This is a genomic window from Arthrobacter sp. TJ-238 (assembly GCF_058269215.1).
The window spans coordinates 657245-681226 of the sequence record NZ_JBZCNH010000001.1 but is presented as its reverse complement, the minus strand read 5'-3'; the positions used below and the strand labels follow the sequence as shown (position 1 = coordinate 681226).

At 70.2% G+C, this 23982-nt stretch carries 20 protein-coding genes; 3 read left to right on the top strand and 17 right to left on the bottom strand.

Annotation, left to right across the window (positions count from 1 at the left end):
• Window positions 1–13: 13 nt before the first annotated feature.
• The 9 genes from AC4D2O_RS03295 to AC4D2O_RS03255 are packed head-to-tail and all read right to left on the bottom strand — an operon-like array spanning window position 14 to window position 11566.
• A complete protein-coding gene (locus AC4D2O_RS03295; RefSeq protein WP_490905149.1) occupies window positions 14–1606 on the bottom strand; it encodes an AAA family ATPase in 1593 nt (530 codons plus the stop codon).
• Window positions 1607–1636: 30 nt separating this feature from the next.
• Window positions 1637–2008 carry a hypothetical protein gene (locus AC4D2O_RS03290; protein ID WP_490905148.1) on the bottom strand — a complete coding sequence of 124 codons (372 nt, stop codon included), beginning with the start codon at window positions 2006–2008 and terminating at the stop codon, window positions 1637–1639.
• Window positions 2009–2053: 45 nt separating this feature from the next.
• The gene (locus tag AC4D2O_RS03285) at window positions 2054–2662 is read right to left on the bottom strand and encodes a DUF308 domain-containing protein (protein WP_490905147.1); all 609 of its coding nucleotides are present in this window, start codon (window positions 2660–2662) and stop codon (window positions 2054–2056) included.
• A gap of 49 nt (window positions 2663–2711) precedes the next feature.
• The gene (locus tag AC4D2O_RS03280) at window positions 2712–2891 is read right to left on the bottom strand and encodes a hypothetical protein (protein WP_490905146.1); all 180 of its coding nucleotides are present in this window, start codon (window positions 2889–2891) and stop codon (window positions 2712–2714) included.
• Window positions 2892–2893: 2 nt separating this feature from the next.
• Entirely contained in the window at window positions 2894–4765 is a 1872-nt protein-coding gene (atzF, locus tag AC4D2O_RS03275; protein ID WP_490905145.1) for an allophanate hydrolase, read from the bottom strand.
• Window positions 4762–8502, bottom strand: coding sequence for an urea carboxylase (gene uca, locus AC4D2O_RS03270; RefSeq protein ID WP_490905144.1), 3741 nt, complete (start codon window positions 8500–8502; stop codon window positions 4762–4764). The genes atzF and uca overlap by 4 nt, the downstream gene beginning before the upstream one ends.
• Entirely contained in the window at window positions 8499–9164 is a 666-nt protein-coding gene (locus AC4D2O_RS03265; RefSeq protein ID WP_490905143.1) for an urea amidolyase associated protein UAAP2, read from the bottom strand. The genes uca and AC4D2O_RS03265 overlap by 4 nt, the downstream gene beginning before the upstream one ends.
• Window positions 9161–10036 carry an urea amidolyase associated protein UAAP1 gene (locus AC4D2O_RS03260; RefSeq protein ID WP_490905142.1) on the bottom strand — a complete coding sequence of 292 codons (876 nt, stop codon included), beginning with the start codon at window positions 10034–10036 and terminating at the stop codon, window positions 9161–9163. The genes AC4D2O_RS03265 and AC4D2O_RS03260 overlap by 4 nt, the downstream gene beginning before the upstream one ends.
• 33 nt (window positions 10037–10069) lie before the next feature.
• The gene (locus AC4D2O_RS03255) at window positions 10070–11566 is read right to left on the bottom strand and encodes an amino acid permease (RefSeq protein ID WP_490905141.1); all 1497 of its coding nucleotides are present in this window, start codon (window positions 11564–11566) and stop codon (window positions 10070–10072) included.
• A 214-nt stretch (window positions 11567–11780) separates the two neighbouring features.
• Between AC4D2O_RS03255 and AC4D2O_RS03250 the strand changes: the two genes are divergently transcribed.
• Window positions 11781–12488, top strand: coding sequence for a TetR/AcrR family transcriptional regulator (locus tag AC4D2O_RS03250; RefSeq protein ID WP_490905140.1), 708 nt, complete (start codon window positions 11781–11783; stop codon window positions 12486–12488).
• 94 nt (window positions 12489–12582) lie between these two features.
• Here the strand turns inward: AC4D2O_RS03250 and AC4D2O_RS03245 are convergent, their stop codons facing one another.
• From AC4D2O_RS03245 to AC4D2O_RS03235, 3 genes are all read right to left on the bottom strand, one after another.
• Entirely contained in the window at window positions 12583–13824 is a 1242-nt protein-coding gene (locus tag AC4D2O_RS03245; protein ID WP_490905139.1) for an MFS transporter, read from the bottom strand.
• Window positions 13825–13955: 131 nt separating this feature from the next.
• A complete protein-coding gene (locus AC4D2O_RS03240; RefSeq protein ID WP_490905138.1) occupies window positions 13956–14639 on the bottom strand; it encodes a DNA alkylation repair protein in 684 nt (227 codons plus the stop codon).
• Between the two features lie 74 nt (window positions 14640–14713).
• Window positions 14714–16075, bottom strand: coding sequence for an MATE family efflux transporter (locus tag AC4D2O_RS03235; RefSeq protein ID WP_490905137.1), 1362 nt, complete (start codon window positions 16073–16075; stop codon window positions 14714–14716).
• A 78-nt stretch (window positions 16076–16153) separates the two neighbouring features.
• On the opposite strand from AC4D2O_RS03235, the gene AC4D2O_RS03230 reads away from it, so the two are divergent.
• On the top strand, window positions 16154–16510 hold the full coding sequence (locus AC4D2O_RS03230; protein ID WP_490905136.1) for a hypothetical protein: 357 nt from the start codon (window positions 16154–16156) through the stop codon (window positions 16508–16510).
• Window positions 16511–16639: 129 nt separating this feature from the next.
• On the opposite strand, the gene AC4D2O_RS03225 is transcribed toward AC4D2O_RS03230, so the two are convergent.
• The 3 genes from AC4D2O_RS03225 to AC4D2O_RS03215 form a co-directional block, all read right to left on the bottom strand.
• Entirely contained in the window at window positions 16640–17728 is a 1089-nt protein-coding gene (locus AC4D2O_RS03225) for a Gfo/Idh/MocA family protein (protein WP_490905135.1), read from the bottom strand.
• A gap of 17 nt (window positions 17729–17745) precedes the next feature.
• Window positions 17746–18993, bottom strand: coding sequence for a multidrug effflux MFS transporter (locus tag AC4D2O_RS03220; protein WP_490905188.1), 1248 nt, complete (start codon window positions 18991–18993; stop codon window positions 17746–17748).
• A 295-nt stretch (window positions 18994–19288) separates the two neighbouring features.
• Window positions 19289–20458 carry an MFS transporter gene (locus tag AC4D2O_RS03215; protein ID WP_490905134.1) on the bottom strand — a complete coding sequence of 390 codons (1170 nt, stop codon included), beginning with the start codon at window positions 20456–20458 and terminating at the stop codon, window positions 19289–19291.
• 468 nt (window positions 20459–20926) lie between these two features.
• On the opposite strand from AC4D2O_RS03215, the gene AC4D2O_RS03210 reads away from it, so the two are divergent.
• Entirely contained in the window at window positions 20927–22015 is a 1089-nt protein-coding gene (locus AC4D2O_RS03210) for a S1C family serine protease (RefSeq protein WP_490905133.1), read from the top strand.
• A gap of 9 nt (window positions 22016–22024) precedes the next feature.
• On the opposite strand, the gene AC4D2O_RS03205 is transcribed toward AC4D2O_RS03210, so the two are convergent.
• Together AC4D2O_RS03205 and AC4D2O_RS03200 are read right to left on the bottom strand one after the other, a co-directional pair.
• Entirely contained in the window at window positions 22025–22750 is a 726-nt protein-coding gene (locus AC4D2O_RS03205) for a GAF and ANTAR domain-containing protein (RefSeq protein ID WP_490905132.1), read from the bottom strand.
• A 321-nt stretch (window positions 22751–23071) separates the two neighbouring features.
• Window positions 23072–23842, bottom strand: a complete 771-nt coding sequence (locus AC4D2O_RS03200; RefSeq protein WP_490905131.1) for a metallophosphoesterase family protein — start codon at window positions 23840–23842, stop codon at window positions 23072–23074.
• Window positions 23843–23982: the final 140 nt, after the last annotated feature.

Below are 23982 nucleotides of genomic sequence, written 5' to 3'. Positions count from 1 at the left end.
GCTTCCGCCGGCGCTAACGCCCGCCGTCGTCGGTGGGCGCATCGTCGGTCCTGCCGATGCCCTGCACGCCGTCGTCCGGGAAGCCGTCCTCCGAGAATCCTCCGTCGGCGAAGCCCTCCCCCTCGAAGGACAGGGACGCCGAGGACCCGTACGCGGGCGAGTAGCTTCCGGAGTACGTCGTGCCGGGCCCCCACCCGAACGAGCCGCCGTGCACGGTGGGAACGCCGTCCTCCGGGCCGGGGCCGTTGCTCCCGAGCAGGCTCCGCGTCAGTGCTGCGCCGTCGGCCATCAGTTCGTCCACGGCGGCCAGCAGGTGCCCGTCCGCCACGGGCGCGTCGTGCAGCGCGGCCGCCAGGACCGCGCGGCGCACGAGTTCACGCGTGAACGACGCCGTGGTGCCCTCGGTCCGCGCGGCGGCGGCCCCGACGGCGTCCTCGCCGAAGGCGAGATCGCGCGCGTACAGACGCAGCAGGGCGGCCCGCTCATGCTCCCCGGGAAGCGGCACTTCCACGGCGAGGTCCACGCGCCCCGGGCGCTGGGCGAGGGCCCGCTCCAGCATGTCCACGCGGTTGGTGGTCAGCACGAACGTGACGTCGGCGTCGTCGTCGAGTCCGTCCATGGCATCCAGCACCTCGAACAGGAGGGGCTGCGGCCCGTGCCCGAAGCTGCGGTCCTCGGCGATCAGGTCGCAGTCCTCGAGGACCACGATGGACGGCTGGAGTGCGCGGGCGGTCCGCGCCGCCTCGCCCACGTGCCGCAGCGTCCCGCCCGTGAGGATGATCGCCGTCGTCCCCGCGCTCGCGCTCAGCAGGTACCGGACGGTGTGGGTCTTGCCGGTGCCGGGCGGACCGTAGAGGAGGATGCCGCGCTTGAGGTGCTGTCCGGCCGCGACCAGGGCCTGCCGGTGCGCGGCGATGCCGAGCGCGTGTTCGCTGACGCGTTCCAGGAGTCCCTCGGGGAGGATCACGTCACCGGCGTCCAGGGTGGGCCGGTGGTGGAAGGTGATGCCCGCGCTGCTCGGTCCGAAGTCCTCGACGGTGAAGGACAGCACCTGCCCCTTCATCACGCTCTCGCGCTGCATCCTGCGCCGGAATTCGGCGAGGAACCCGGCGACGGTGACGGCGTCCGCACACAACACCTCGAGCGACGCGGACTGCCGGTTGTAGCGGGGCTCGGCCTTGCGCTGCAGGACCGCCAGGGGCACGCCGTCACGCTCGAACAGCAGGAGGCCCAGCGCCACCGCCTGCCGCTGCTCGTCCGGGCCGACCGGCAGGTTCGCGTAGTCGGGCTGGGACAGCGGGAAGCTCGGGTGGACCCCGGACTGCTGCACCATGTCGCTGAAGGACAGGTGGTGGCGGTGGTCCCCGCCGCCGATGCCCACGCACCGGCCGTCCGCCGTGAGCGACGCCAGGATGATGTCGGCGTCCACGAACCGGTGGGCGGGGACCTCCTCGACGACGACCGGCACGCCGGCGGGCTCGGTCCCGAGGTGGGCCGAGAGCGTGTCGAAGAGTTCCCGGCCGCGCGCGGAGTGCGGCTGCGCTTCCAGTGCCAGGCGCGCGAGCACGCCGAAATCCCTCATGAACCCCGTGATGTCATCCCCCATGCTGGGAGGCTAACAGGGACGTCAAGGGGGCTAGCTGTCCTGCTTCGGCAGGCGCTCCCCGAAACGCGGTTCGTCGTCGGTCTCGCCTGACGGCCGCTTGACCGTTGCTTCCGGGTCCGGCGTCGCGGACGAGCGGTGGACGCCGGAACCCTGGCTGAGGTGCTCGGCGTTGGGTGTCTCGGCCATCATGAGCATCGCGCAGATCACCAGGGAGACGATGAAGGCGATCCCGGCGGCCGTGAGGCCCAGATCGACGCGCAGCTCCTTGGAGCCACCACCGGTGGCGAAGATGGACGTCGCGACACCGGCCACCAGGGCCAGGACGGCGGAGAAGACGAGGGGTGCCTTGATGCCGTGGCGGAATCGTCCCTGCGTGGGTTTCCCCGACTGGCGGTTGGCCACGGGCACTCCTTCCGGTTCCGAATATTTCTACGAGGCGTAGAGCCTCTAGTTTACGGGGTCCGGTTCGCCCTGGGCGCCGGATCCGGACGATGCGCTGAGCGCTGAATCGTGCCGGTAGCTGAGACCGGCGATGCCGAGCACGACGGCGGTCAGCAGCGCCCCACCGCCCGTCACCCCGAGCAGCGCGTGCGCTCCGAGCTGCTCGACAAACGGGAGGATCGCGCCCGTCACGATGCCCACCACACCGACCACCACGAGGTCCCGTGACGCCGCGTGGGCGCGGACGGAGAGCCCACGGACCAGTTCGGCGAGGCCGGCGACCACCAGGGCCACGGCGGCGGCGAAGGCGAAGCTGCGATCGTCGACGAAGACGAGGCCGGCGACCCCGGCTCCGAGGAGCAGTCCGCCGCCGATGTCGGTGACCAGCCGGAAGCGCGGACCCCAGTGCGTCATGCGGTGGGTCCAGAGGTAGGCCGCACCGCTCAGCAGGAGGTAGACCCCGCCCGCCACGGACATCACGAGCGTGGACGGATCACGCCAGAAGACCGTCAGCAGGCCGAACAGTGCGCTCACCGCGGCGCGGACCAGGAACGGTTTCCACACCAGGAGCTCGGCGGCGGGAGCGGCGCTCGGGGCGGAGGGTGCAGCAGCCATCAAGGGCCTCTCTGGGAGCGGGGCCGGGTCGGTCTCCGGCCTATCCAGTTTAGTCCTCCACCTCCGCAGCGGCAGGCGACGGCACCGCGAAGGCTGCATCCCCCGGCAGCAGCCATTGGTACCGCCAGTCGACGCTCCTGCCCGCCTGCAGGGGATCGCCCGTCCGCACGTCCTGTGCGGACCGAAAGATCTTCCGCCACCAGCTCGTCGCCTCGTCGAAGGGTGGCACGGCTAGAGGCGTCCTGCCCCTGTGGAACGGCCGCGGGACAACGCTGCCAGGAGGAAGGTACGCAGGGCGCCGTACTCCGGCTGCCCCTCACCCGTGTGCCCTGCGCTCTCCCCCGCACCCTCGCCTGCGGAGGAGTCCGCTGCCGTAGCCACGAGCCAGTCCCCGTGGTGCGTGATGTCCCGCCCACCGGCAGCAGCCACTGCGTCGCAGGCGAATCCGACGGCGGTGGTTCCGTCCGCAAGACGGACGGACCCGAGCAGCATGGGTTCGGGCAGAACCGCCAGGAACCGCCCGAGCGCCGCTTCGGAGAGGATCCATCGCTCGGCGACGAGTTCCGCGCCGTCGTCGGAGCGGTACACCCCTGGCTTCGGCGGCTGCGTCTCCAGGGCTACCATGCGGTACCGCGCGGCCGTCCGAACGGGACCGTCCCAGAAGGCGCCGAGAGCCTCGAGTTGCGGGGCGAGGACCTGGCCGCGGCGGTGCGCTCCGACCACGACGAGCGGGACGCCGGCGGCGCCCGCCGCCAGCGGCCACGGGAGCGCGGCGGTGTCCATGCCGCCGGCGGCGCCGTCCGCGAACAGGGCAGGAGGAGCGGGGGTCCGTTCGATGCGGCGGGCGATGTCGGCGACGACGGCGTCCTCGAAGGTGCGCCCGACGACTGTGACGCCGAACTGGGCCCCGTCCACCTCCCCGGCCGGCACCGCGACAGCACACATGTCGAACAGGTTGCAGAAGTTCGTGTACGTCCCCAGACGCGAGTTCACGCCCACCGGGTCCGCTGCCACCTCCGCCAGCAGGGGGTGCAGGGGCGCCGTGGGCACCAGGAGGGCATCGAAACCCTCGAGCTGCACGAGTGCCGCCCGTTCGAGCTCGGCGAGGCGGGCGGTGTCCGTGACGTACCGGTGCGCGGGCAGCGTGCCTGCACGGGTGATGATGCCGGCGACCGTGGGATCGAGCCCGGCGGGGTTGCCGTCCCCGACGGCGTTCTCCACGAACTCCCCCACGGCGGCATGACGCTCCGCCACGAGGGCGCCGTCGTAGAGCAGGCGTGCGGCCTGCAGGAACAGGTCGATCGGCAGGGGCTCGACGTCGACGCCGGACGCCGCGAGCCGGGCGACCTGACGGCCGAACTCGGCGGCCCACGCGGGCGAGAGCTCGGGCAGCTCGGCGGGGTAGGCGACGCGGGGCCGGCTCGGGGCCGACAGCCGGACGTGCGAGGGCCACGGACGCGAGCCGCCCGCCATCACACCCATCGCGCGTTCGGCCAGGGCGAGGTCCCGCGCCAGGATGGTCACCGCATCCCAGGAACGGCAGGCAGGCACCACGCCATCGGTGGAGACGACATGCAGGGTGGGCTTGATGCCCACGATCCCCTGCAGGCCCGCCGGGACGCGCCCCGAACCGGCGGTGTCGGTGCCGATGGCGATGTCCGCGAGTCCCAGGGCCACGGCGACGGCCGAGCCGGAGCTGGACCCGCCCGAGATGTAGTCGGGCCGGCGGGCATCGCGCACGGCTCCGTGGGGGCTGCGCGTGCCCACGAGTCCGGTGGCGAACTGGTCCAGGTTCGTGGCGCCCAGGACGACGGCGCCTGCGGCCCGCAGGCGGCGCACTGCTTCGGCGTCCCGCCCCGGGAGGTAGGAGAAACCCGGGCAGGCCGCCGTGGTGGGGATGCCCGCCACGTCCACATTGTTCTTCACGGCGAGGAGGAGTCCCGCGAGGGGAAGATCCTCGCCCCCGCCGACCCGCGCGTCGATGTCGGCGGCGTCGGCGAGGAGGTCCCCGGCCGGGCGGAGGGTCACCCAGATCTCCGGGCGGTCGACGGCGTCGATCGCCGCGAGTGCCGCACGGACGCGGTCGGTTGCCAGGGCGTTCATGCAGCCACCTCTTCTGTCGCTCGTGATTCGGGATCCTGCCCCGGTTCTGGTTCCGTCGCGGGGGAAGCGCCCAGGACCACCAGCGCCTCACCGGCCACGACCTGCGACCCCGCGAGGGGGAGTACCTGCAGCACCAGTCCGTCGCAGGGAGCGCTGAGGACGGTCTCCATCTTCATGGCCTCGAGGGAGACCAGGGGCTGTCCCTCCACCACCGTGTCACCCGCGGCCACGTCCACCTTCCACACGCTGGCGGCGAAGGGCGAGGAGACCAGCGTGGCGCCGTCCGGCACCACCAGGTCCTCGGAATCGGGGACAGTGGCGGCAGCGGCATCGGCGCGGTCGAACTCGCCGGCGTCGGCCCATGCCTGGCGTTCGATGGCGAAGGCGGCCGATTGCTGCACGCGGAACTCCGCGATGGATCCGCTGTTCTCGGCGAGGAACCGCTCGTGCTCGGCGAGCGAGAACGTCCCCTCCTCGATCTCGACGCCGCGGCCCCGGCCCGCCGCCATGTCGGCGCGCAGGTCCAGCAGTTCCTCCGGGCTGACCGGGTACCAGGAGATGCGGTCGAAGAACCGCAGCAGCCACGGGGATCCCGCCTCGAACGGTGCGGAGTCGGCGTACCGCGACCAGACCTGGGTGGTACGCCCCACGAACTGGTAGCCGCCGGGGCCCTCCATCCCGTAGATGCACATGTAGGCTCCACCGATCCCGACGGCGTTCTCCGGTGTCCAGGTCCGCGCGGGGTTGTACTTGGTGGTGACGAGGCGATGCCGCGGGTCGAGGGGGGTGGCGACGGGCGCTCCGAGGTACACGTCGCCCAGGCCGAGGACCAGGTATTCGGCGTCGAACACGGTGTCGAAGACATCGTTCACCGAGTCCAGCCCGTTGATGCGCCGGATGAACTCGATGTTCCACGGGCACCAGGGGGCGTCGTCGCGCACACCGGCCATGTACCGCTCGATGGCCTCGCGGGTCGCCGGGTCGTCCCAGGACAGGGGCAGGCGGACCGAGCGGCTGGGCACCACGAGCTCCGAGCTGGCCGGCAGGGCGCTCTCGACGTCCTGGACCACCTCCAGCAGGCGGCGCGTGGAGAGGACGGAGGGGTCCACCTTGATCTGCAGGCTGCGGATCCCCGGCGTCAGGTCGACCACGCCGGCAAGCCGCATCTGCTCGATGGCCAGGTGCAGGGCGTGCACGCGCGCCCGGAGGCCGAGGTCGAGGACCATGTCACCGTACTCGACGAGGAGATTGTCGTCACCCGAGCGCCGGTACGTCACGGCGGGCCTGCCCGGTTCCTCCGCCGTGCGAGCCAGCACGCCGTCGTCGCCGTCCCCGCCGCGGAGCAGTCGCCGGTGCAGGGACGCGCTGTCACCGGACAGCAGTTCAGGGGTGTCCGGGAGGATCAGCTGCCGCCCGGGGCCGAGATCCCGCAGCGAGGGTGCCTGGACGGCGCGGACCGGGACGAACCGCACGGTGTCGCCCGGGCGGAGCTGCCCGAGCTTCCAGCGGTCGGCCGTCACCACCGTCACGGGGCAGACGAATCCGCCAAGGCTGGGGCCGTCCGGTCCGAGCAGGATGGGCGTGTCCCCGGTGAAGTCCAGCGCGCCCACGGAGTAGGCGGTGTCGTGGATGTTGGAGGGGTGCAGGCCCGCTTCACCGCCGTCGTTCCGTGCCCAGCGGGGCTTGGGCCCGATGAGCCGGACGCCGGTGCGCGCGGAGTTGAAGTGCACCTCGTAGCCGGTGGCGAAGAGTTCGTCGATGTCCTCCCGCTGGAAGAACTCCGGCGCTCCGTGCGGGCCTTCGACGACCGTGAGCTCCCAGCTCGAGGCCAGGGCCGGCCGGGCATCGAGCGGCACCGGTGCCGGCACCGGTGCCGGTGCCGAGCCGACGGGCGCGTCGGCCCGCACGGTCCTCAGCACGTCGCCGGTGCGGAGGACGCGCCCGGCGTGGCCGCCGAACTGGCCCAGGGTGAACGTGGACGCGCTGCCGAGGTACAGCGGGATGTCGAGGCCCCCCGCGAACAGGATGTAGCCGCGAAGTCCGGCACCCTCCGCGGTCCCGACGTCGAGGGTTCCTCCGGCGGGAACCGTGAACGGCTCCCACGGGGTGGCGTCGGCGCCGTCCACCGTCACGCGGACCTCCGCTCCGGTCACGCACAGCGTGGTCTCGTGCGAGAAGGTCAGGCTGGGCCCGGTCATCGTGAATTCGAGGCCGGGGGCACCCTCCTCATTGCCGAGGGCCTGGTTGCCGAGCCGGAAGGAGAGATCGTCCATCGGGCCGCTCGGCGGGACGCCCACCTGCCACAGGTTGGTGCGGCCCGGCCAGTCCTGCACGCTGGTCTGGAGTCCGGGCCGCTCCACGGTGATGCGTGGTTCGGGGTCCCCCACAGTGTCGAGGGTGCTGGTCGAGTGCCCTGCCGCGCGGACGACGTCGAGCGTGCTGACGGCGCGCAGCATGCCGAGGTTCGTCTCGATGCCGTCGATCCGCGTGCCGGCGAGGGCATCGGCCAGGCGGTCGAAGGCCTCGTCGCGGCTGCTGCCGGAGGTGATGATCTTCGCCAGGAGGGGATCGTAGTTGGTGGAGACCTCGCTGCCGGTCTCGGCCCACGTGTCCACGCGGACGTGGTCCGCCTCGGGGTAGGCGGCGTTCGTGATCGTGCCCGCGCTGGGCTGGAAGCCGCGTGCGGGGTCCTCCGCGTACACCCGGGCCTCCACGGCGTGGCCGGAGACGGGGACGCTGTCGGGCACCCCGGCGAGGACGGCCGCGGCGTCGGGCCCGCCCTGGGCGAGGCGGAGCATCCACTCGACGAGGTCGACGCCGGTGACCGACTCCGTGACGGGGTGCTCGACCTGCAGACGCGCGTTCACCTCGAGGAACGAGGCCTCCTGGCGTGCGGAGTCGTAGACGAACTCCACCGTTCCGGCCGAGCGGTAGCCGAGCGAGGCGCACAGTGCCCGCGAGCTGCGGTGCAGTTCCTCGCGGAGCCCGTCCGGGAGATCCGGCGCCGGTGCCTCCTCGAGGACCTTCTGGTGGCGGCGCTGCAGTGAGCAGTCGCGGTCACCGAGGCTGACCACGCGGCCTTCGCCGTCGCCGAAGACCTGGACCTCCACGTGACGGGCGTTCTCCACGTAGCGCTCGGCGAAGACACCGGCGGTCCCGAAGCTGGCTCCCGCGAGCCGGGCGACGCGGGGGAAGCTCTCCGCGAGCTCCTCCTCGGTGCGGCAGACGGTCATCCCGATGCCGCCTCCGCCGCCGGTCGCCTTGAGCATGAGGGGGAACCCGATCGACGCTCCGGCTGCCAGGGCGTCGTCGACGCCGTCGAGCAGCCCGGACCCGGCGATCATGGGGACGCCGGCGGCGGATGCGGCGTCCCGGGCGGTGTGCTTGGTGCCGAAGATGCGCAGCTGCTCGGGCGTGGGTCCCACGAACACGAGTCCTGCGGCCTCGACGGCCTCCGCGAAGCCGGCGTCCTCGGACAGGAAGCCGTAGCCGGGGTGGATGGCGCCGGCGCCGGTGGCCGCGGCAGCCGCCAGGAGCGCCTCGACGCGGAGATAGGACTCCTTGGCCGGTGCCGGGCCGAGGAGCACGGCCTCGTCGGCGAGCCGGACATGGCGGGCGCCGCGGTCGGCTTCGGAGAACACGGCGACCGTCCGCAGGCCGAGCGTCCGAGCAGAGTCGATGATGCGGCAGGCGATCTCCCCGCGATTGGCGACGAGCAGGGTGTCGAAACGGTTCATGCGGCGTTCTCCGGACGGGTGACGATCATGCGGACGGGAGTGGGGTCGAAGCCGTTGCAGGGGTTGTTGACCTGCGGGCAGTTGGAGACGAGCACCAGGGTGTCCACCTCGGCGCGGAGCGCCACGCGCTTGCCCGGGGCGGAGAGGCCGTCGACGATCCCGAGGGCGCCGTCGGGATCCACCGGGACGTTCATGAACCAGTTGATGTTGGAGGCGAGGTCGCGTTTGCCGAGCCCCCAACGGGAGCCCTCGATGAGGAAGTTCTCCACGCAGGCATGCTGCTCGCGCGTGTGCTGGCCGTACCGGAGCGTGTTGGACTCCTGGGAGCAGGCGCCGCCGATGGTGTCGTGCACGCCCACCTCGTCCGCCACGACCGTCATGAGCGCGAGGCCGGTGTCGGCGCGGAGCACGGAGCCGGTGGTGAGGACGATCGAGCGCTGCTGCGCGATGGTGACCGGTGCCGAGTACCGGACCGCGGTGTCCCCGGCGGCGTAGAGCAGGCAGTCGACCGCCTGGTTGCCGTCGAGGTCCACGATGGTGAGGACGTCGCCCGCAGCGACGATCGCGGACCACGGCCCGCGGGCCTCGACGTACTCGTCGAGGACGACGGAGCCGGGTACGAGGGCCACGTCAGTGGCCCGGTGTGTGGTGGTGGTGCTCATCGGGTGCTCCTTGCGGCGAGGTCGTGCTCGGTGTTGTCGAGTGCCTGCAGGTGTTCGGGCGCGAGCGGTCCGACCAGGCGTCCCTCGCCCAGCGCGGCGAGGTCCTCCGGAGCCCGCCATGCCGCGATGCCGACGGCGGTGCCGGTGAAGTCGGCGCGCGGGTCCAGCGGGTGCGCGGTGTTGGCCAGCACGACGACGGCGTCCACCTGCAGCAGCAGGTCGACGTACGCGCCCGGACCGGCACTTCCGGTGAAGCCGAGACCACCGTCGGTGTCGACACGGATGCCCTTGAAGAGGGTGAGCGACGGCGCGACGTCCCGGGGTCCGAGCCCGTTCTTCAGTGCCCCGAGGGTCAGCAGTTCCCGGGCTGCCGGTGATGCGCTGTGGGCCGTTCCGGCTCCGTAGCGGGCGGTGTTGCCCGCCAGGGTCGTGGCGCCGGTCAGGGCGTCGTGGTGGCCCGAGGTGTCCGCGACGATCGTCGCCAGGACGCGTCCTGCGTCGGAGAGGAGGGGGTGCCCGGTGCCGGGGTAGGCCTGCCACGGCACCTTGACGGTGTCGGCGGCGTTGAAGCGCTCGTGCAGGGCCCCCGCCCGGTACAGGAGGGTGTGCACGCAGGCGTCACCGGTGTCCGCAAGCCGGATGCGGGTACCCCGGGCGAGGGGCATGGTCGTGTAGCGGCCGAAGGCCAGCGTCTCCGACCAGACCAGGCGGCCTGCGGCGCCCTCCGGCAGTCCGTCCATGAGCGTGGAGGGAGAGGAGGACACCGGGATGTGGCGCATGGTGTCGGCCGTCCGGCTGTGCTGGTTCCGGGCGTGGGCCCGGGCTCCGGCCGTGGTGGCCGTGCCTGCCGGGGTGTCGGTGGTCTGTGTCATGTCGGTCCTGTCGGTGTGCGTGCGGGGTGGGTGTCAGGAGGCCTTGGCCGTGATGCCCCGGCGGACCCAGAGTCCTCCGAGCAGCACGATGGCGACCATGAGGGGAGCCGAGTAGAGGAGGATCCCGTTCTCGCCGGCGGGGTCGTACACCTCGGGGCGGGGCCAGGCGAGGTTGACCACCATGACGGCGCCGTACAGGACGGCGAGCACGTTCACGGGGAGCCCCCAGCGGCCCAGGGAGAAGAGGCCGGCCGGCATGGTCTGCCCTACGCGGTCCCAGTCGCCGCGGAGTCGGTTGATCAGCTGCGGAACGGTGACGAGCAGGTAGGCGATGTACACCATGACGATGCAGACGCTGGTCAGCGTGGTGAAGAGGGCCGCGTTGCCGACGTTGATGGCCAGGACGCCGACGGCCAGGGCGCCGATGGCGATGGACGGCCACATCGGGGTCCCGCGGCGGGGATGCACGGAGGACAGCAGGGTGGAGGCGGGGAGCTTGCCGTCGCGTGCCATCGAGAAGACCAGGCGTGAGCCGGCGGTCTGGATGGCCAGCGTGCAGACGAAGATCGCGATGGCGACGTCCACCAGCAGCACCTTGCCCCAGAAGGTCCCGAGGACCGCGGTCAGCACGTAGGGCAGTCCCTCGGTGGCGAGGCGGCCGTCGTCGAGGCTGGGCGCCGCCATCAGGGCCGTGAGGATCATGAGGGCTCCACCGATACCGGAGATCGCGAGGGCGGAGATGATGGTGCGCGGTGCGGTACGCCGGGGGTCCCGGGTCTCCTCGGACAGCTCGCCCGCGGAGTTGAAGCCCACCATGACGTAGGCGGCCATCAGGCCGGAGACCAGGAACGCGCCCACGGCGCCGAGCTCCGAACTCTGCAGCACCGTGGTGTCCATCAAGACGTCGGGGCCCCGCTGCGCCGCGCTGACCAGGGCGAGGACCACGGCGACCACGCCGACGATCTCGCAGGTCACGCCGATGGAGTTCACGTGCGCCATGAGCCGGACGCCCATGGCATTGATGACGGTGGTGGCCACCAGCAGGATGGCACCGAGGACCACGGCGTTCGCGGCACCCGTGACGGTGGTGAGGGCAGGGTCACCGCCGACGAGTTGGAAACCGCTCCAGAGCTGTGGCAGCACGACCTGCAGGGCGATGGCTGCAGCAGCGGCCGTGACCACCTGGGCCACCGCCATGAACCAGCCGGCGAACCAGCCCACGGTCTCTCCCCCCACGCGGCGCGCCCACTGGTAGACGGCGCCCGACAGCGGATACCGAGCGGCCAGTTCGGCGAAGTTCAGGGCTACGAGGAGCTGGCCGACGAGCACGATGGGCCACGTCCAGAAGAACGCCGGGCCGGCGAACGAGTACCCGAATGCGAAGAGCTGGAAGATCGTGGTCAGGATGGAGACAAAGGAGAAGCCCGCCGCGAAGGAGGCGTAGCGGCCCAGCTTGCGGTGCAGGGACGGCTCGTATCCGAGGGAGGTGAGGTCGGCATCGTCCGTCTGGGTCGAGAGGGGAATCGTCATCTGTGTCTCCGTGCTCGGAACGGGTGGGTGCCGGCGGGAGGTGCCCGAGGGCCCTCAGCAATACCGGTCACTTGATAGTTTTCCAATGCGAGGTCCCGCACGGGTTTCACGGGTGTAAACAGCTCGTGGAAAGGACGTTTCCGCAATGTTTCGCGCTCCCCGGCTGGACGACGGCGCGCGGCCGACCCCGTTCCGGGGGTGTAAGAATGAGGGCGTGACATTGGCCGGACCGGGACGCCCCCGCGCGCGACCTCCGATCCGCCGCGGAGCCACCGCCCGCGAGGAGATCCTCGACGCGGCCGCCGAACTCTTCACCACCCAGGGCTACGCCACGACCTCCACCCGCGCCATCGCCGACGCCGTCGGGATCCGCCAGTCCTCCCTCTACCACCACTTCGCCACCAAGGACGACATGCTCGAGACCCTCCTGGCCGGGACGGTCGCGGACGGGCTGGCCTTCGCACGGGCGGTGTGCGTGGGCGATGGGACAGCCGACGGCGATCCGTCCCCGGCGGCCCGGCTCCACGCCGTGGCGCTGTTCGACGGGACCCAGCTGTGCAGCGGTCCGTGGAACGTCGGCATCCTGTACCACCTGCCCGAGGCGAGGGATCCGCGGTTCGGGAACTTCCTCGCGGACCGGGCGGAGCTGCGGAGCCTCTACCAACGGCTCGGTTCGGCCGTCACCCCCGACCCGCTGTGGCCCGGGGATCCCCGGCACCACGGGGAGATAGCCTTCCGCCTCGTCGAATCGCTCGTCAGCCTCCGGGCCGATGGCCAGGCGACCCCGGACTCACCGGTTCAGGTGGCCGATGCGGCACTGGCGCTCTGCGGCGCTGCGGCGGACCTGGAGAGGGTCCGGAGCGAGAGCGTCGCGCTCATCAGCCGACTCGAGGACGAGCTACCTCTTCGATCCGCCCCGTGAAGGCAGGACGCGCCGGTGCGGACGGGACCACGCGCCGTCCGCTCCGGTAGGGCCCGGACAAGCGCCACGGCAGCGCAGCGGAGCCAGGAGGGCGTCAGGCGCGCGGGGTGCTGGCGCGACGGGACCCGGCGAGCCCGGCAGCGGCGAATACGACGGTGGCCACCAGGACGACGGCGGTCGGCAGTGCCCAGGTGCCGGTGGCGTCGTGGACGGCGCCGACGAGCGACGGAGCGGTGGCGCCGATGGCATACCCGGCACCCTGCACCATCGCGGAGAGCTGCCGGGCATGCGTGCCGCTCAGTGCGAGCTGCACCACGAGGATGAAGATGATCGTGATGCCGCCCCCTTGGGCCACTCCACCCAGGAGGCCCCATGCCGGCCAACCGGCGGGAGCGAGCAGGAGTCCCAGCGGACAGCTGATCCACAGGGCCGAGACCAGGCCGAACGTCCGCGGGATGCCCAGCCGCTGCGAGAGCAGCGGCACCCCGAGCGCGCCGACGACGGCGGCGATCTGGAAGATGGACGAGCTCGTCCCGGCCTGGCCCGGGGAGTATCCGAGTTCCTGCTCGAGGATGGTCGGGAGCCACGCGGTGAGTCCGTAGTAGGAGAAGGCCTGAGCGCCGAACGTCAGCGAGAGGAGGACGGCCGAGAGGCTGAGCCACGTGCGCGGTTTCACGGCCGGAAGTGGGATGCCGCCGGTGCCGTGCGCGACGGTATCGACGGCGGCCGATTCGACGGCGGGTTTCAGGGGCCCCCAGCGGAAGGCCCTGCCCGGCCCGATGGCGGTCAGCCACACCGCGGCAGCAATGACGACGAACCCGATCCAGGTCAGCAGCGCACCACGCCAGCCGAAGGCGCCGGCGAGGGGGACCGTTGCGAGGGTCGTGATCATCGAGCCCACGTTCAGCGCCGACGTGTAGGCGCCCGTGACGATACCGACACGCCGGGGCTCGATATCTCGCCGGATGATGACCGGCAGGACCACGTTGCCGACGGTGATGAAGGCTCCCATGATGACGGTGCCCGCGACCGTGGCATCCAGGCCGCCGGCCGAACGCACGATGGAGCCGACCCCGACGCCGAGGATGGCCGTCGTCGTCGCGAAGTTCGCGCCCGCCTTCCCGACGTAGAGGGAGGCGAAGGGTGTCATCAGGGCGAAGCACAGCACCGGCAGCGCGGTGAGCAGGCCTGCCTGGGCGGCGCTCAGGGAGAGCTCGGCGCTGATCTGCCCGGTGATGGGAGCGACGGCCACGATCGGCCCCCGGAGGATGAAACCGATGAACACGATGCCCAGCAGGAGCAGAACCGGGAAACGGGATCGGGCGGCGATGTTCATCGGTTTCACCCTACGTCGGAAGCGAGGCGCACTTCGGCGCGGCCCGCACTCCGTAGCCGTCCGGTGCGCGTGCGGCAGGGGGTCGGAGCGGCGCCGGGCGGCCGACGGTGTCGGTGGCCTGTTCGTACGCCCTATGCCCCCTGCTGCCGCCGTACCATCTCCCGGATCCAGGTGGGCGCGAACGGGGAGGTGCAGTTGGGCGGCGTCGGGTAGTCCCTGAGGACCTCGAGGCGCTCGCCGATGGCGACGGCGCGCTCCCTGTACGCCGCGTGGTCGATCCCGATCTGCGCCAGCGTGTGGTTCATGGCCCACTGCAGCCGGTCGGGGGCGTCCTTCATCCGGGCCTCGATGGTGTCCAGCAGCGCGGGGAGGTCGAGCCCTTCGGGCGCCTTCACGACACGCTCGCTCGTGAGCGCCCAGCCGGCGCCGGCCACCGCCGGGTCGGGGTCCGTGAGCCATGCGAGACGCAACTGCTCGGCGTGCGGGCTCTTCTTCACCACGTAGTTGACGAGCCAGTCGTGCACCTTCGGGACGCGCGCCTGCCGGAGCATCGTGTCCAGTTCCTCCGGGTCGAAGGCCTTCGGTCGGCAGATCAGCAGGGCCACGAGCCGCGCGGCGGTGTCCCCCGTGGCCCACAGGTCACGCGCCAGGTCCTGCTGGGTCCTCAGTCGCTTCGCCACGGCACGCAGGGCGGACAGGTTCACCCCGTGATCATCTCCGTGCGCCTCGTTCACGGCGCGTATCCGGGGGTCCTCGAGTGCGGCCAGCTCCGCCAGCACCTCATCGACGGCAGGGACACCGACACCTGTGGTCATGCTTCACCTCGGATTCGTCGTAGGCCTCCATCCTGCCGTGGTCGGCTCACGGACACCAGAGCGGCGGCGCCCCGTCACGCCCTGCGGGCCGCTGTCTCCCGTGTGGCTCCCGTGACCATCCACCGGTCGTCGCGTACACGCCACCCGAGGGTCGCGGCACGCGCGAGCATGTACCCGACGCCGAACGCCAGCCACAGCCACACGATCCCCTCACCGCCGGTCAGGTCCGCGCGGCCCACGAGGACGAGCAGCGGAACGTACAGCGCGAGGTTCACGACGCCGGCGAGCGCCAGGTAGCGGGCGTCGCCGGCACCGATGAGGACGCCGTCGAGCACGAACACGAAACCGCAGACCGGCTGGGCGGCAGCCAGCACCCACAGCCCCGCGGCGAAGGCCGCCTGCACGGCGGGATCGGTGGTGAAGATCCACCCGACGAAGGGCGCCACGGCGGCGAGCAGGCATCCGGTGACGACGCCGAACCCCACACCCCACACGATCATCCGGCGGGTGAGCGCCCGCGCCAGGGGACGGTTGCCGGAGCCGAGCTCCTTGCCGATGAGGGCCTGGGCGGCGATGGCCAGGGCGTCGAGTGCGAAGGCGAGGAACGTGAAGACGGTCATGACGAGCTGGTGGGAGGCGAGGCTCAGGGGCCCCTGCGCCGTCGCCACGAACACCGTGGCGAGGATGGCCACGCGCAGCGACAGGGTGCGCAGCATGAGCCACGAGCCCACGCCCGCGGTGCGCCGGATGCCGTGCAGGGACGGCCTCAGCGACACGCGTTCCCGCCGGGAGGAACGGACGATCAGCACGAGGTAGACGGCCGCCATGCCCCACTGGGCGAGGCTCGTCCCGAGGGCGGAACCGGCCACCGACATCCCCGCGCCGTACACGAGCACGTAGTTGAGGACGATGTTGACGCCGAAGCCCGCCCCGGCGACCACCAGCGGAGTACGGGTGTCCTGCAGCCCCCGCAGCACACCCGTGGCGGCGAGCACCACGAGCATGGCGGTGAGCCCGGGCATGGACCAGCGGAGGTAGTCGACGGCGAACGCGTGGACCTCGCCCTGGGCGCCGAGGAGGGACGCGAGCTGCGGTGCCGTGGCCCACCCCGCGGCGGAGAGCGCGATCCCGAGCAGCACGGCGAGGCCCACGCCGTCGCGCCCGGCCGCGAGCGCCTCAGGGCGGCGGCCCGCACCGAGCAGGCGGGCGACGGCGGGGGTGGTCGAGTAGGCGAGGAAGACCATGAGCCCGACGGCGGTCTGCAGCACCGTGGACGCGAGGCCCACCCCGGCGAGCTCGTCGACGCCGAGATGACCCACGATCGCCGAATCGGCGAGCAGGAAGAGCGGCTCCGCGATGAGGGCGCCCAGCGCCGGTACGGCGAGGGCCAGGATACTGCGGCTGAGCCGGCGATTGTCCGGCAGGGTCTGCTCCACCCGTCCAGCGTAGATGCCGGACGGGTGGGCCTAAGCTGGGACGAGCCCGATCCGCCCACGAGGACATCCAGGGAAGTCATGAGAACCGGCGTCAAGCAGTACCTCGCAGGACTCGTCCTGCTGTTCCTCAGTACCCTCTTCATCCCGCAGGCCGTCTCCGAGTTCGCACGCGCGGATTCCTCGGGCCGCCCGGTGCCCGCCGACGCGCCGGTGCTGCTCGCCGTCGGACTCGTGATCGTCCTCGCCGCCGCGGCCTGCATCGGCTGGGGCTACTGGCTGACGCACCGCAGGGGTGCGCCGCGGACGCGGAACCCCGAGGACGACCCCGACGAGCCGCTCCTCCGCCCCGGCTACGATCCCGGGCCCTCCGCGCAGGACCCGTGGCGCGAGCACCCCCTCCGCAGGCCGGACCGGGGAGGGGACGGGCGCCCCTGACGCCGCCGCCCTGCCGGCTCGTCCGCGCACGAAGCAGTACGCACCGAAGCCGTCCACTCCGGCGACGTCGCTACGCCTGGTAGCACCAGCTACAAAGGGTCGCAGTAGGGGAAGACCCAGGGGCTTTCCCTACTGCGACCAGACCTGGGGCCGGGAGCGGACAGGCTCACCGGTAGCCGCCGCTTCCTGCATCAAGAGGGACAGGTAGTGGTCCTGGCTTGCTTCAGCCAAGCTGTACAGGTCGGGACCACCCTGAACATGCTCAGCCATCCGCACGAGGCATTCAGCGATCGCCAGCTCGTCATCACTCAGCCGCGCCGGCATGAAGTCGTTGGCGAACACCCACTCGGTGCCGGCCAGGATGCCTCGTAGGAAGAAGCCCTCGAGGTTGCCGCCTTCCCCCGCCGCCACACGACGAAGGGACGTCGACACGGGCGTGCGGTAATCAGCGACGTAGCGGACGTCGAGGTCGTTGATCTCTCCCCGTTCTCCCCTGACGAGCAGTCGGTTCGCCCTGATCCAGGAGAAGTATTGTTCGGCTGGGAAGTCGTAGACGCCGAGGCGGTCACCGTAATCGAACCGGGCAGAGACTTGTTCGGCGGTGATGACGACCTCCTGCTGCGGATCTCCATGTCGGCTCGGACCTTGTACCAGCGGCGACTCGAACGTCGAGGCGGTGATCGTGACGTCATTGAAGCCCACGCCCAGGGCGCGGCGCATGATGCTGACCCCGTGGTAGTCGTGGCATTGTGCGACCAGCACCTGACTGATCCGTCCTAGGCGCCCGGACGCAGCGAGGTGCAGTTGTGCACGTAGGAGCGGGGACAAGTGGTACTGCTCCGCCACCTGGATGATGGTCCCCCCACGCACCAGTCCATACAGGGTGGTGAGCGCCTCAAGGTCCGGGCCAGGAGGTGTTTCCGTCAGCACCGGAACCCGGAGTTCGGCAAGACGCTGAATAGTCTGCGGAGCGACCTCCCGCGGTACGGACACGACAACGAAGGACGGAGACGTAGCCGCCACAAGGTCCTCGATCGAGGCAAAGGGCTGCACACCCCATATGTCTTTGATGCGACGACCCGTGTCCTCGCTCCTGGTGACGAGGCCGGTCACGGCGAAGCGCTCAGGCAGTTCCTGCGCCACACGAAGGAAGAACTCGCTCCTCCATCCACTTCCTACGATGCCGAAGCGAATACGGCTGCCTGCTTTGCTCGTCACTGAATGCCGCGGCACCGTCATGACCGGTTGTTCGTGGCCGTTGGAGCGTGCACCGGGCGCGGAACGCCGTCGGGATGAGCTCGGGGTCTTTTCGCTGTCACGCCTGCCTTCCGCGCTCCTAGGAGCAGGAGGGCGCCTGCGATCAGCACGCAGATCGCCATGACCACGGAGGTAGGCACGGGGGATGACAACCCGAACGCACCCGAGACAGGCGCGATAAGGGCCGATCCTGTCATGTTCGCCGCTCCAAGGAGTGAGGCTGCCGTACCAGCACGCAACCCATGATGCTCTAGGGCAGTCGCCTGAAGTGCTGGGCTGACCAACCCGAACGCGGTGGTGAACGCCATGATGGGAACGGTCAGACCCCACACACCAAGATTCGGGGCGAGGCTGACGCTCAAGACCAGGATCACCAGTGCTGCGACCAACGCGAATGCCCCAACACGAATGACGAGTACGGGTGAGGACCGTTGAGCTATGACGCCGCCGATCTGTGCGCCCGCCACCATCAAAGCGCCCTGCGCCCCGAACATGAGCCCGTACTGCGCTGGGCTCAACCCGAAGACGTCCTGCAGCAGAAACGAACTGCCCGCCATATAGGACATCATCGCGGCGAACAGGAATCCCCCTGCCACGGCTAGAGCACGGAATTGTCCATCGGACAGGAGGCTGCGGTAATCGTCGCGCAAGCGCACACTTTTGCGAAGCTGGCGCCGCTCCTCGGTATTCGTCTCGTTCCGCACCAGGATCACCCCGGCGACGCACAGCAACACCACGCCGTACCCGAGAAGAACCCAGAAAAGGCCCCGCCAGCCCACAACCTGCAGCAGCTGAGCCCCCAGGGCAGGTGACAGCACTACGAACAGACCCGAAGCGATGGAAAGTCGTGCAAGGAACACGACCAGGCGTCTACCGCTATACAGGTCCCGGACGATGGCGATTGCCAACACAGCGCATGCAGCCGACCCCATGCCCTGGAAAGCGCGACTGGCGATGAGCCACTCCACACTCGGTGCGACGGCGCAGGACGCAGTTGCTAGGCAGTACAGCACGATCATCACGACGAGCGGCCGCGCACGTCCGACCGCGTCGGACACAGGGCCCGACGCCAGTTGCCCGACACCCATCCCGATAAAGGCGGCTGTCAGAGTCAATTGCACGCCCGACTCGTTGGTTCCCAGATCACGGCGGATCGCTGTGAACGACGGAAGGTACAGATCCATCGTCAAGGGCCAGATGACCTGCAGCATCACAAGCGCACACACCAACACTGCGAGACGTCGGGGTGGTTCTTCTGGTTTCACCTCTGTGCCCTTCCGGGTCGGGTCAGCACGCACCTGCGCCAAGCAACCTCCTAAGCCCGATCCGCGTGGAAACCGCTTTCCATCGCTCGTCTTATCGTGCGTCACTCCCCCACCATCGTCAAGAGAAGCTCACGTGTAGGTGCACGACGCCTCAGTGAGGTACAGACTTCAGAGGCACACGGGGGCCACATGCCGTCCTACAGCACGTGGTCGTAGCCAGGTCCTCAGTGTGCCCAGGACGAGCAAGGACTGGGCATCAGCGCTGTGCCTGCTGTCTGACCTTTCGGGGGAAGGCAAGAAGGAGGGATCCAGCGATAACCCAGATGCAGGCCATGGAGGTGACGAGGACTGTCGCTCCGAGCGCGTAGGCAGTGCCGGCCAGGGCTGCGCCTATGGCCGAGGCAGTCGCCCGTAGCCCAGCGCCCATGGTGAAGACCTGTGACCTCACCGACGGAATGCTTTCCTGGTCCCTGAGCAGGAGCATGGCGGCGTTCGATGGTCCTGTGAAGATGCCTGACAGGCCGATCCCGATCACAGCGACAGCAAGCGGCAAGGCTGGTGCGGCGATCAGGGTACATAGTCCGGTTGCAGCGAATCCGGCCCCCATGGTCCATGGTGCGCTGCGAGATGAGCGTCGCCGAGCCACGGTCCAGAGTGCGCCGGCGAGCCCGCCGCCGGCGAACGCGGCAACGATCCAGGCGGCCGTACCTTCATTTCCGGCCCGTTCGGCAGCCAGCGCGACCGCCGCGATGCTCAATGCCCCGGCCCCTACCTGACTCAACGCTCCGGCAAGGGTGACGATCGCAATCGGACGATGCTGAACGATGTACTTGAGGCCACGGGCAATGGACGCGCCAGCGCTCTCCAGGCGAAGCTCGCGAGGCGCCATGCGTACTTTCAGTGATGCGACACAGCCCACGAGAGCCAGAATCGCCAAAAGGGTCATCGCGATCCGTGGGGAGCCGGTGATCGAGAGAGTGGCTGCGGTTACTGCCGGCCCTCCGATTGCGGCAAGCGTGTAGGACAGGGAGTCCTGCGCGTAGGCGCGACGGGGCTCACTTACGTTGTCGGTGGCGAAACTGGACAGCCCGCCCATGTAGATCGGTGTGGCGAGGCCCGCGGCGAGCAAAGCCATGAAGATCAGCGGCAGAGGTACCCTTCCGAGCTGGGCGGAGACGAGGAAGGCCGCAGCTGTGACAGCGGACGCCGCCAAAAGGAGGTTCCGTGGCCGTCGTGCCCGATCGAGCCACGCCCCGACGACCGGTGCTGCAATGATGCTGGGGAACAACGCCGCAGAGGTGAGGAAACCCCCGAGGGCAACGTCACCGACCTGGTCCAGTGCCAGCAGCGGCAAGGTGACTACAGCGCCCGTGCTCGCAAGCCGCAGTGGTATCGACGTCGCTTGATACGCCCAGGTGCCGTTCACTCGTCCGCCTCCAATGCTGCCCTGCGTGTACTCCGAAGCCCGTTCCACCAGACCTGCAGCTGTGCCTGGTGAGTGACGGCCGGCAGCAGTCATAGCTAAGAGCTCGGAACCAGGCGGAGTGCAACGCAGGGGGCATCGGACGAGGTATGCCGGGTTCACTAGTCGCTGCTGATCAACCGGTATGAAGAATCTACCGCGACTCTCGACCGGGGCGGTGACTGCGATGGCGAAGCGCACCAGTGCGGCTCCTTCAGCCTGCTCCCGCTCGCCCTTCCGTGCTTTCTCGAGGGCGATGATCTGCGAGCTGGTCGGACGTCGGCCGCGTTCCGCATGTCCAGTCCCCCGGATCCCCGACTGCTGCTTGTCACCCGGGCCGGCACCTTCCTAGAGTCGGTAGTGGCCGGCGACCCCAGCGGCCGTCGGTCGCGTCGCCGTCCGGGCCCCAGCCCATCCCAGGAGGACCGAGCCATGTTCCGCACCCGCACCCCGTCGTCGCCAGCCGCCATCACGGGCGTCGCGCTCCTGCTCCTGGTCACCGGCTGCACGGCCGACGACGCCACCGACACCGCGCCGAGCGCGCCCGCGCAGGTGCAGGTGCAGGGCGAGAACGGGACATCGTCGTCCGGGTCGTCCGGATCCGATACCGATGAGGGCGACATGAGCATCCCCGACATCGTCGAAGCCGTACAGCCGTCCGTGGTCACCATCTTCACCGAGGAGGGGCTCGGCAGCGGCGTCATCTACACCGAGGACGGCCTCATCCTCACCAACGAGCATGTGATCCGCGGCAACGGGGACGTGGAGGTGGCGTTCGCCGACGGGCAGCGCGTGTCGGGGACGGTGGAGGCCGCGGACGCCGTCTCCGATCTGGCGCTCGTGCGCGCCGACCGCACCGACCTGCCCGCCGCGACCTTCCAGTCCGGCCTGCCGCGCATCGGCGAGCTCGCCGTCGTCATCGGCTCGCCCCTCGGGTTCGAGAGCACCGTGACGTCGGGCATCATCTCCGGTCTGCACCGGGAGATCCCGGGGTCGGCATCCTCCAGCCAGTCGCTCGTGGACCTCCTGCAGACGGACGCGGCCATCAGCCCGGGCAACTCGGGCGGTGCTGTCGTGAACGGGCGCGGCGAGATCATCGGCATCAGCGAGGCCTACATCCCGCCCGCGCAGGGTGCCGTGTCCCTCGGTTTCGCGATCCCCGCCCCGACCGCCACGGAAGTGGCCGAGGAACTGCGCGAGGACGGCACGGCCGAGCACGCGTTCATGGGCCTGGCGCCGGGCGCCATCACCCCGCAGATCGCAGAGCAGCTGAACCTGCAGGACACCACGGGCGTCGTGGTGCTGTCGGTGTCGCAGGGCGGACCGGCCGACGACGCCGGGATCCAGCCGGGTGACATCATCACGAGCATCGAGGACGACGAGCTGTCCGCACCCGAGGACCTCCTGGCGGCGCTGCGTCAGCGCGACCCAGGCGAGACCGTGGCCGTCGAGATCCGGCGCGGTTCGGACACGCGGACGGTGGACGTGGAGCTCAGCGACCGGCCCGCGGCCCAGGGCTGACGCCCCCCGCTAGTCGAAGTGCGTCTTCGCCGGCCCCTGGCCGAGCGATTCCAGGACCGAGGCCGCGACGTCGCGGAGCTTGATGTTCCTGGCACTGGAGGCCGCCTTGAGCATGGACATCGCGGTGTCCTGTGAGCAGCGGTTCTGCCCCATGATCACGCCGGCGGCGAGGTCGATCGTGGTCCGGCTCTCCATGGCGGCCCGCATGTCCGCCCGGGCCTGGGTCAGGCCGGCGATCCGCACGGCGAGCCGGAGCGAGGCCCCGACCTCCTCGGCGAACAGCTGCGCCGCCTCGATGGCCTGATCCGTGAAGGCGCCGGCCAGCGGCGAATAGAAGTTGAGGGCCGCCTTCGCCTCGCCCTCGAGGGGGATGGGGACACCGAGCGCCGATTTCATGCCATGGCTCGCGATGGCCCTGCTGTATTCGGGGAAGCGTTCCTCGGTGTCGAAGTCGCTGACGTAGTGGACGATCCCCAGGCGGGCGGCACGCAGGCACGGGCCGTCGTTGAACGCGTACTGGACCTCGTCCATCTTCTGGGCGTCGGGGCTGTTGCTGGCGACGGTGATCTTGCTCCGGTCGCGCAGCAGGGTGATGCCGCACAGGACCTCGTCGTCCTCCGCGGACAGGGTGTGCCCGGCCATGGTGACCAGTTTCGTCAGGAACTGCTCGACGTCCTCGCTGTCGAGCACCATGTCCTGCAGCAGGGCCGGGACGGGCTGGCCGCCTTCGTTCACGTGATGTACCAACAGATGTACCTTTGCATCCGCTCCCTGCGGGCACGCGCGATGCTGCGAGGAGAAGGTGATGGCCGCCTGCTGCTAAACGACCTAAAGAATATTACCCAATAGTCCGGGCTTCTCCCGCCGCGGGGCGAGAAGCTGTCAAGGCGCGCGATCTCCGCGTACCGGCCCCTCCCGGTGATGGCTGCGGCGCACACTGGGTGTACGCAGCAAATGGCCCGGACCTGTCCGCGGACTGACGTTGACCACATCGATGTGCTTGCACGGACATGGGGCGTTGGTCGGGAGTCAAGCAGCCGGCTCCCGACCACCCGCTTATCCCCGGGCGGGGTCGAGCAGTCCCAGCCGCGCGTGCTGGCCCCGGTAGACGGCCGTCCGCAGTTCGATCGCGTAGGCCTCGAGGGCCGGCATCCCGAGCTCCGTCGCGGCGGCGATCTCCGCCTCGACGTCGTACGCGACCCGCACGAACTGGATGCCGAAGGGATCCGACCGGCCGCCGTCGGGCTCTCCCTCCAGGATCACGTACGAGGCCTGCGGTTCATCGAGCGGGTTGCCCACGCTGCCCACGTTCACGAGCGTCCTGCTCCGGTAGGTGGAGACGAAGGCGTCGTGGATGTCGCCGTAGCAGACCACATCCGGTGCGGGCCCATCCCCCGTCAGCTCCGTGGCCGCGAACATGCCGTCGAACTCGCCGTCGGTGTGCCTGGCATGCACGCGGTGGTACACGCTCTTCGCCGAGGCGTGGAACATGCGGATGCGCCGCCCGCTCAGCGAGATGTCATGGGACAGCGGGAGGGTCTGCAGCCATCGGCGGTCCTCCGGTGTCAGCTCGTTGTGCCACCACCAACCGGCGTCGTCGCGCCACTCCGGCGTCTCGCTGGGCAGGAAATCGTCCCAGTTGCCGCGCACGGTGACGGCACAGTGCAGGCGGCTCAGGCGGACGCACTCGGAGCCGCGCGGCCCCTTGCCCGCGACGTCGCCCAGGTTGTAGACGGTGGCGATGCCGCGACTCCGGAGGTCCTCCAGCACCGCGGTGAAGGCGGTGGTGTTCCCGTGGAGGTCCGAGATCACGGCGACGCGTTCCATCCCGTCAGGCTATCCCAGTCCCGGACAGCCGGGCCGCGGGTCCGTCGTGCGAGAGGTCGATCGCGTGGGCGTCGAAGGGCTCGGAACCCTCCGGGATGTCCGGCCGGGTGCCTGATCGGTGTCACACTCGAGACGCATGC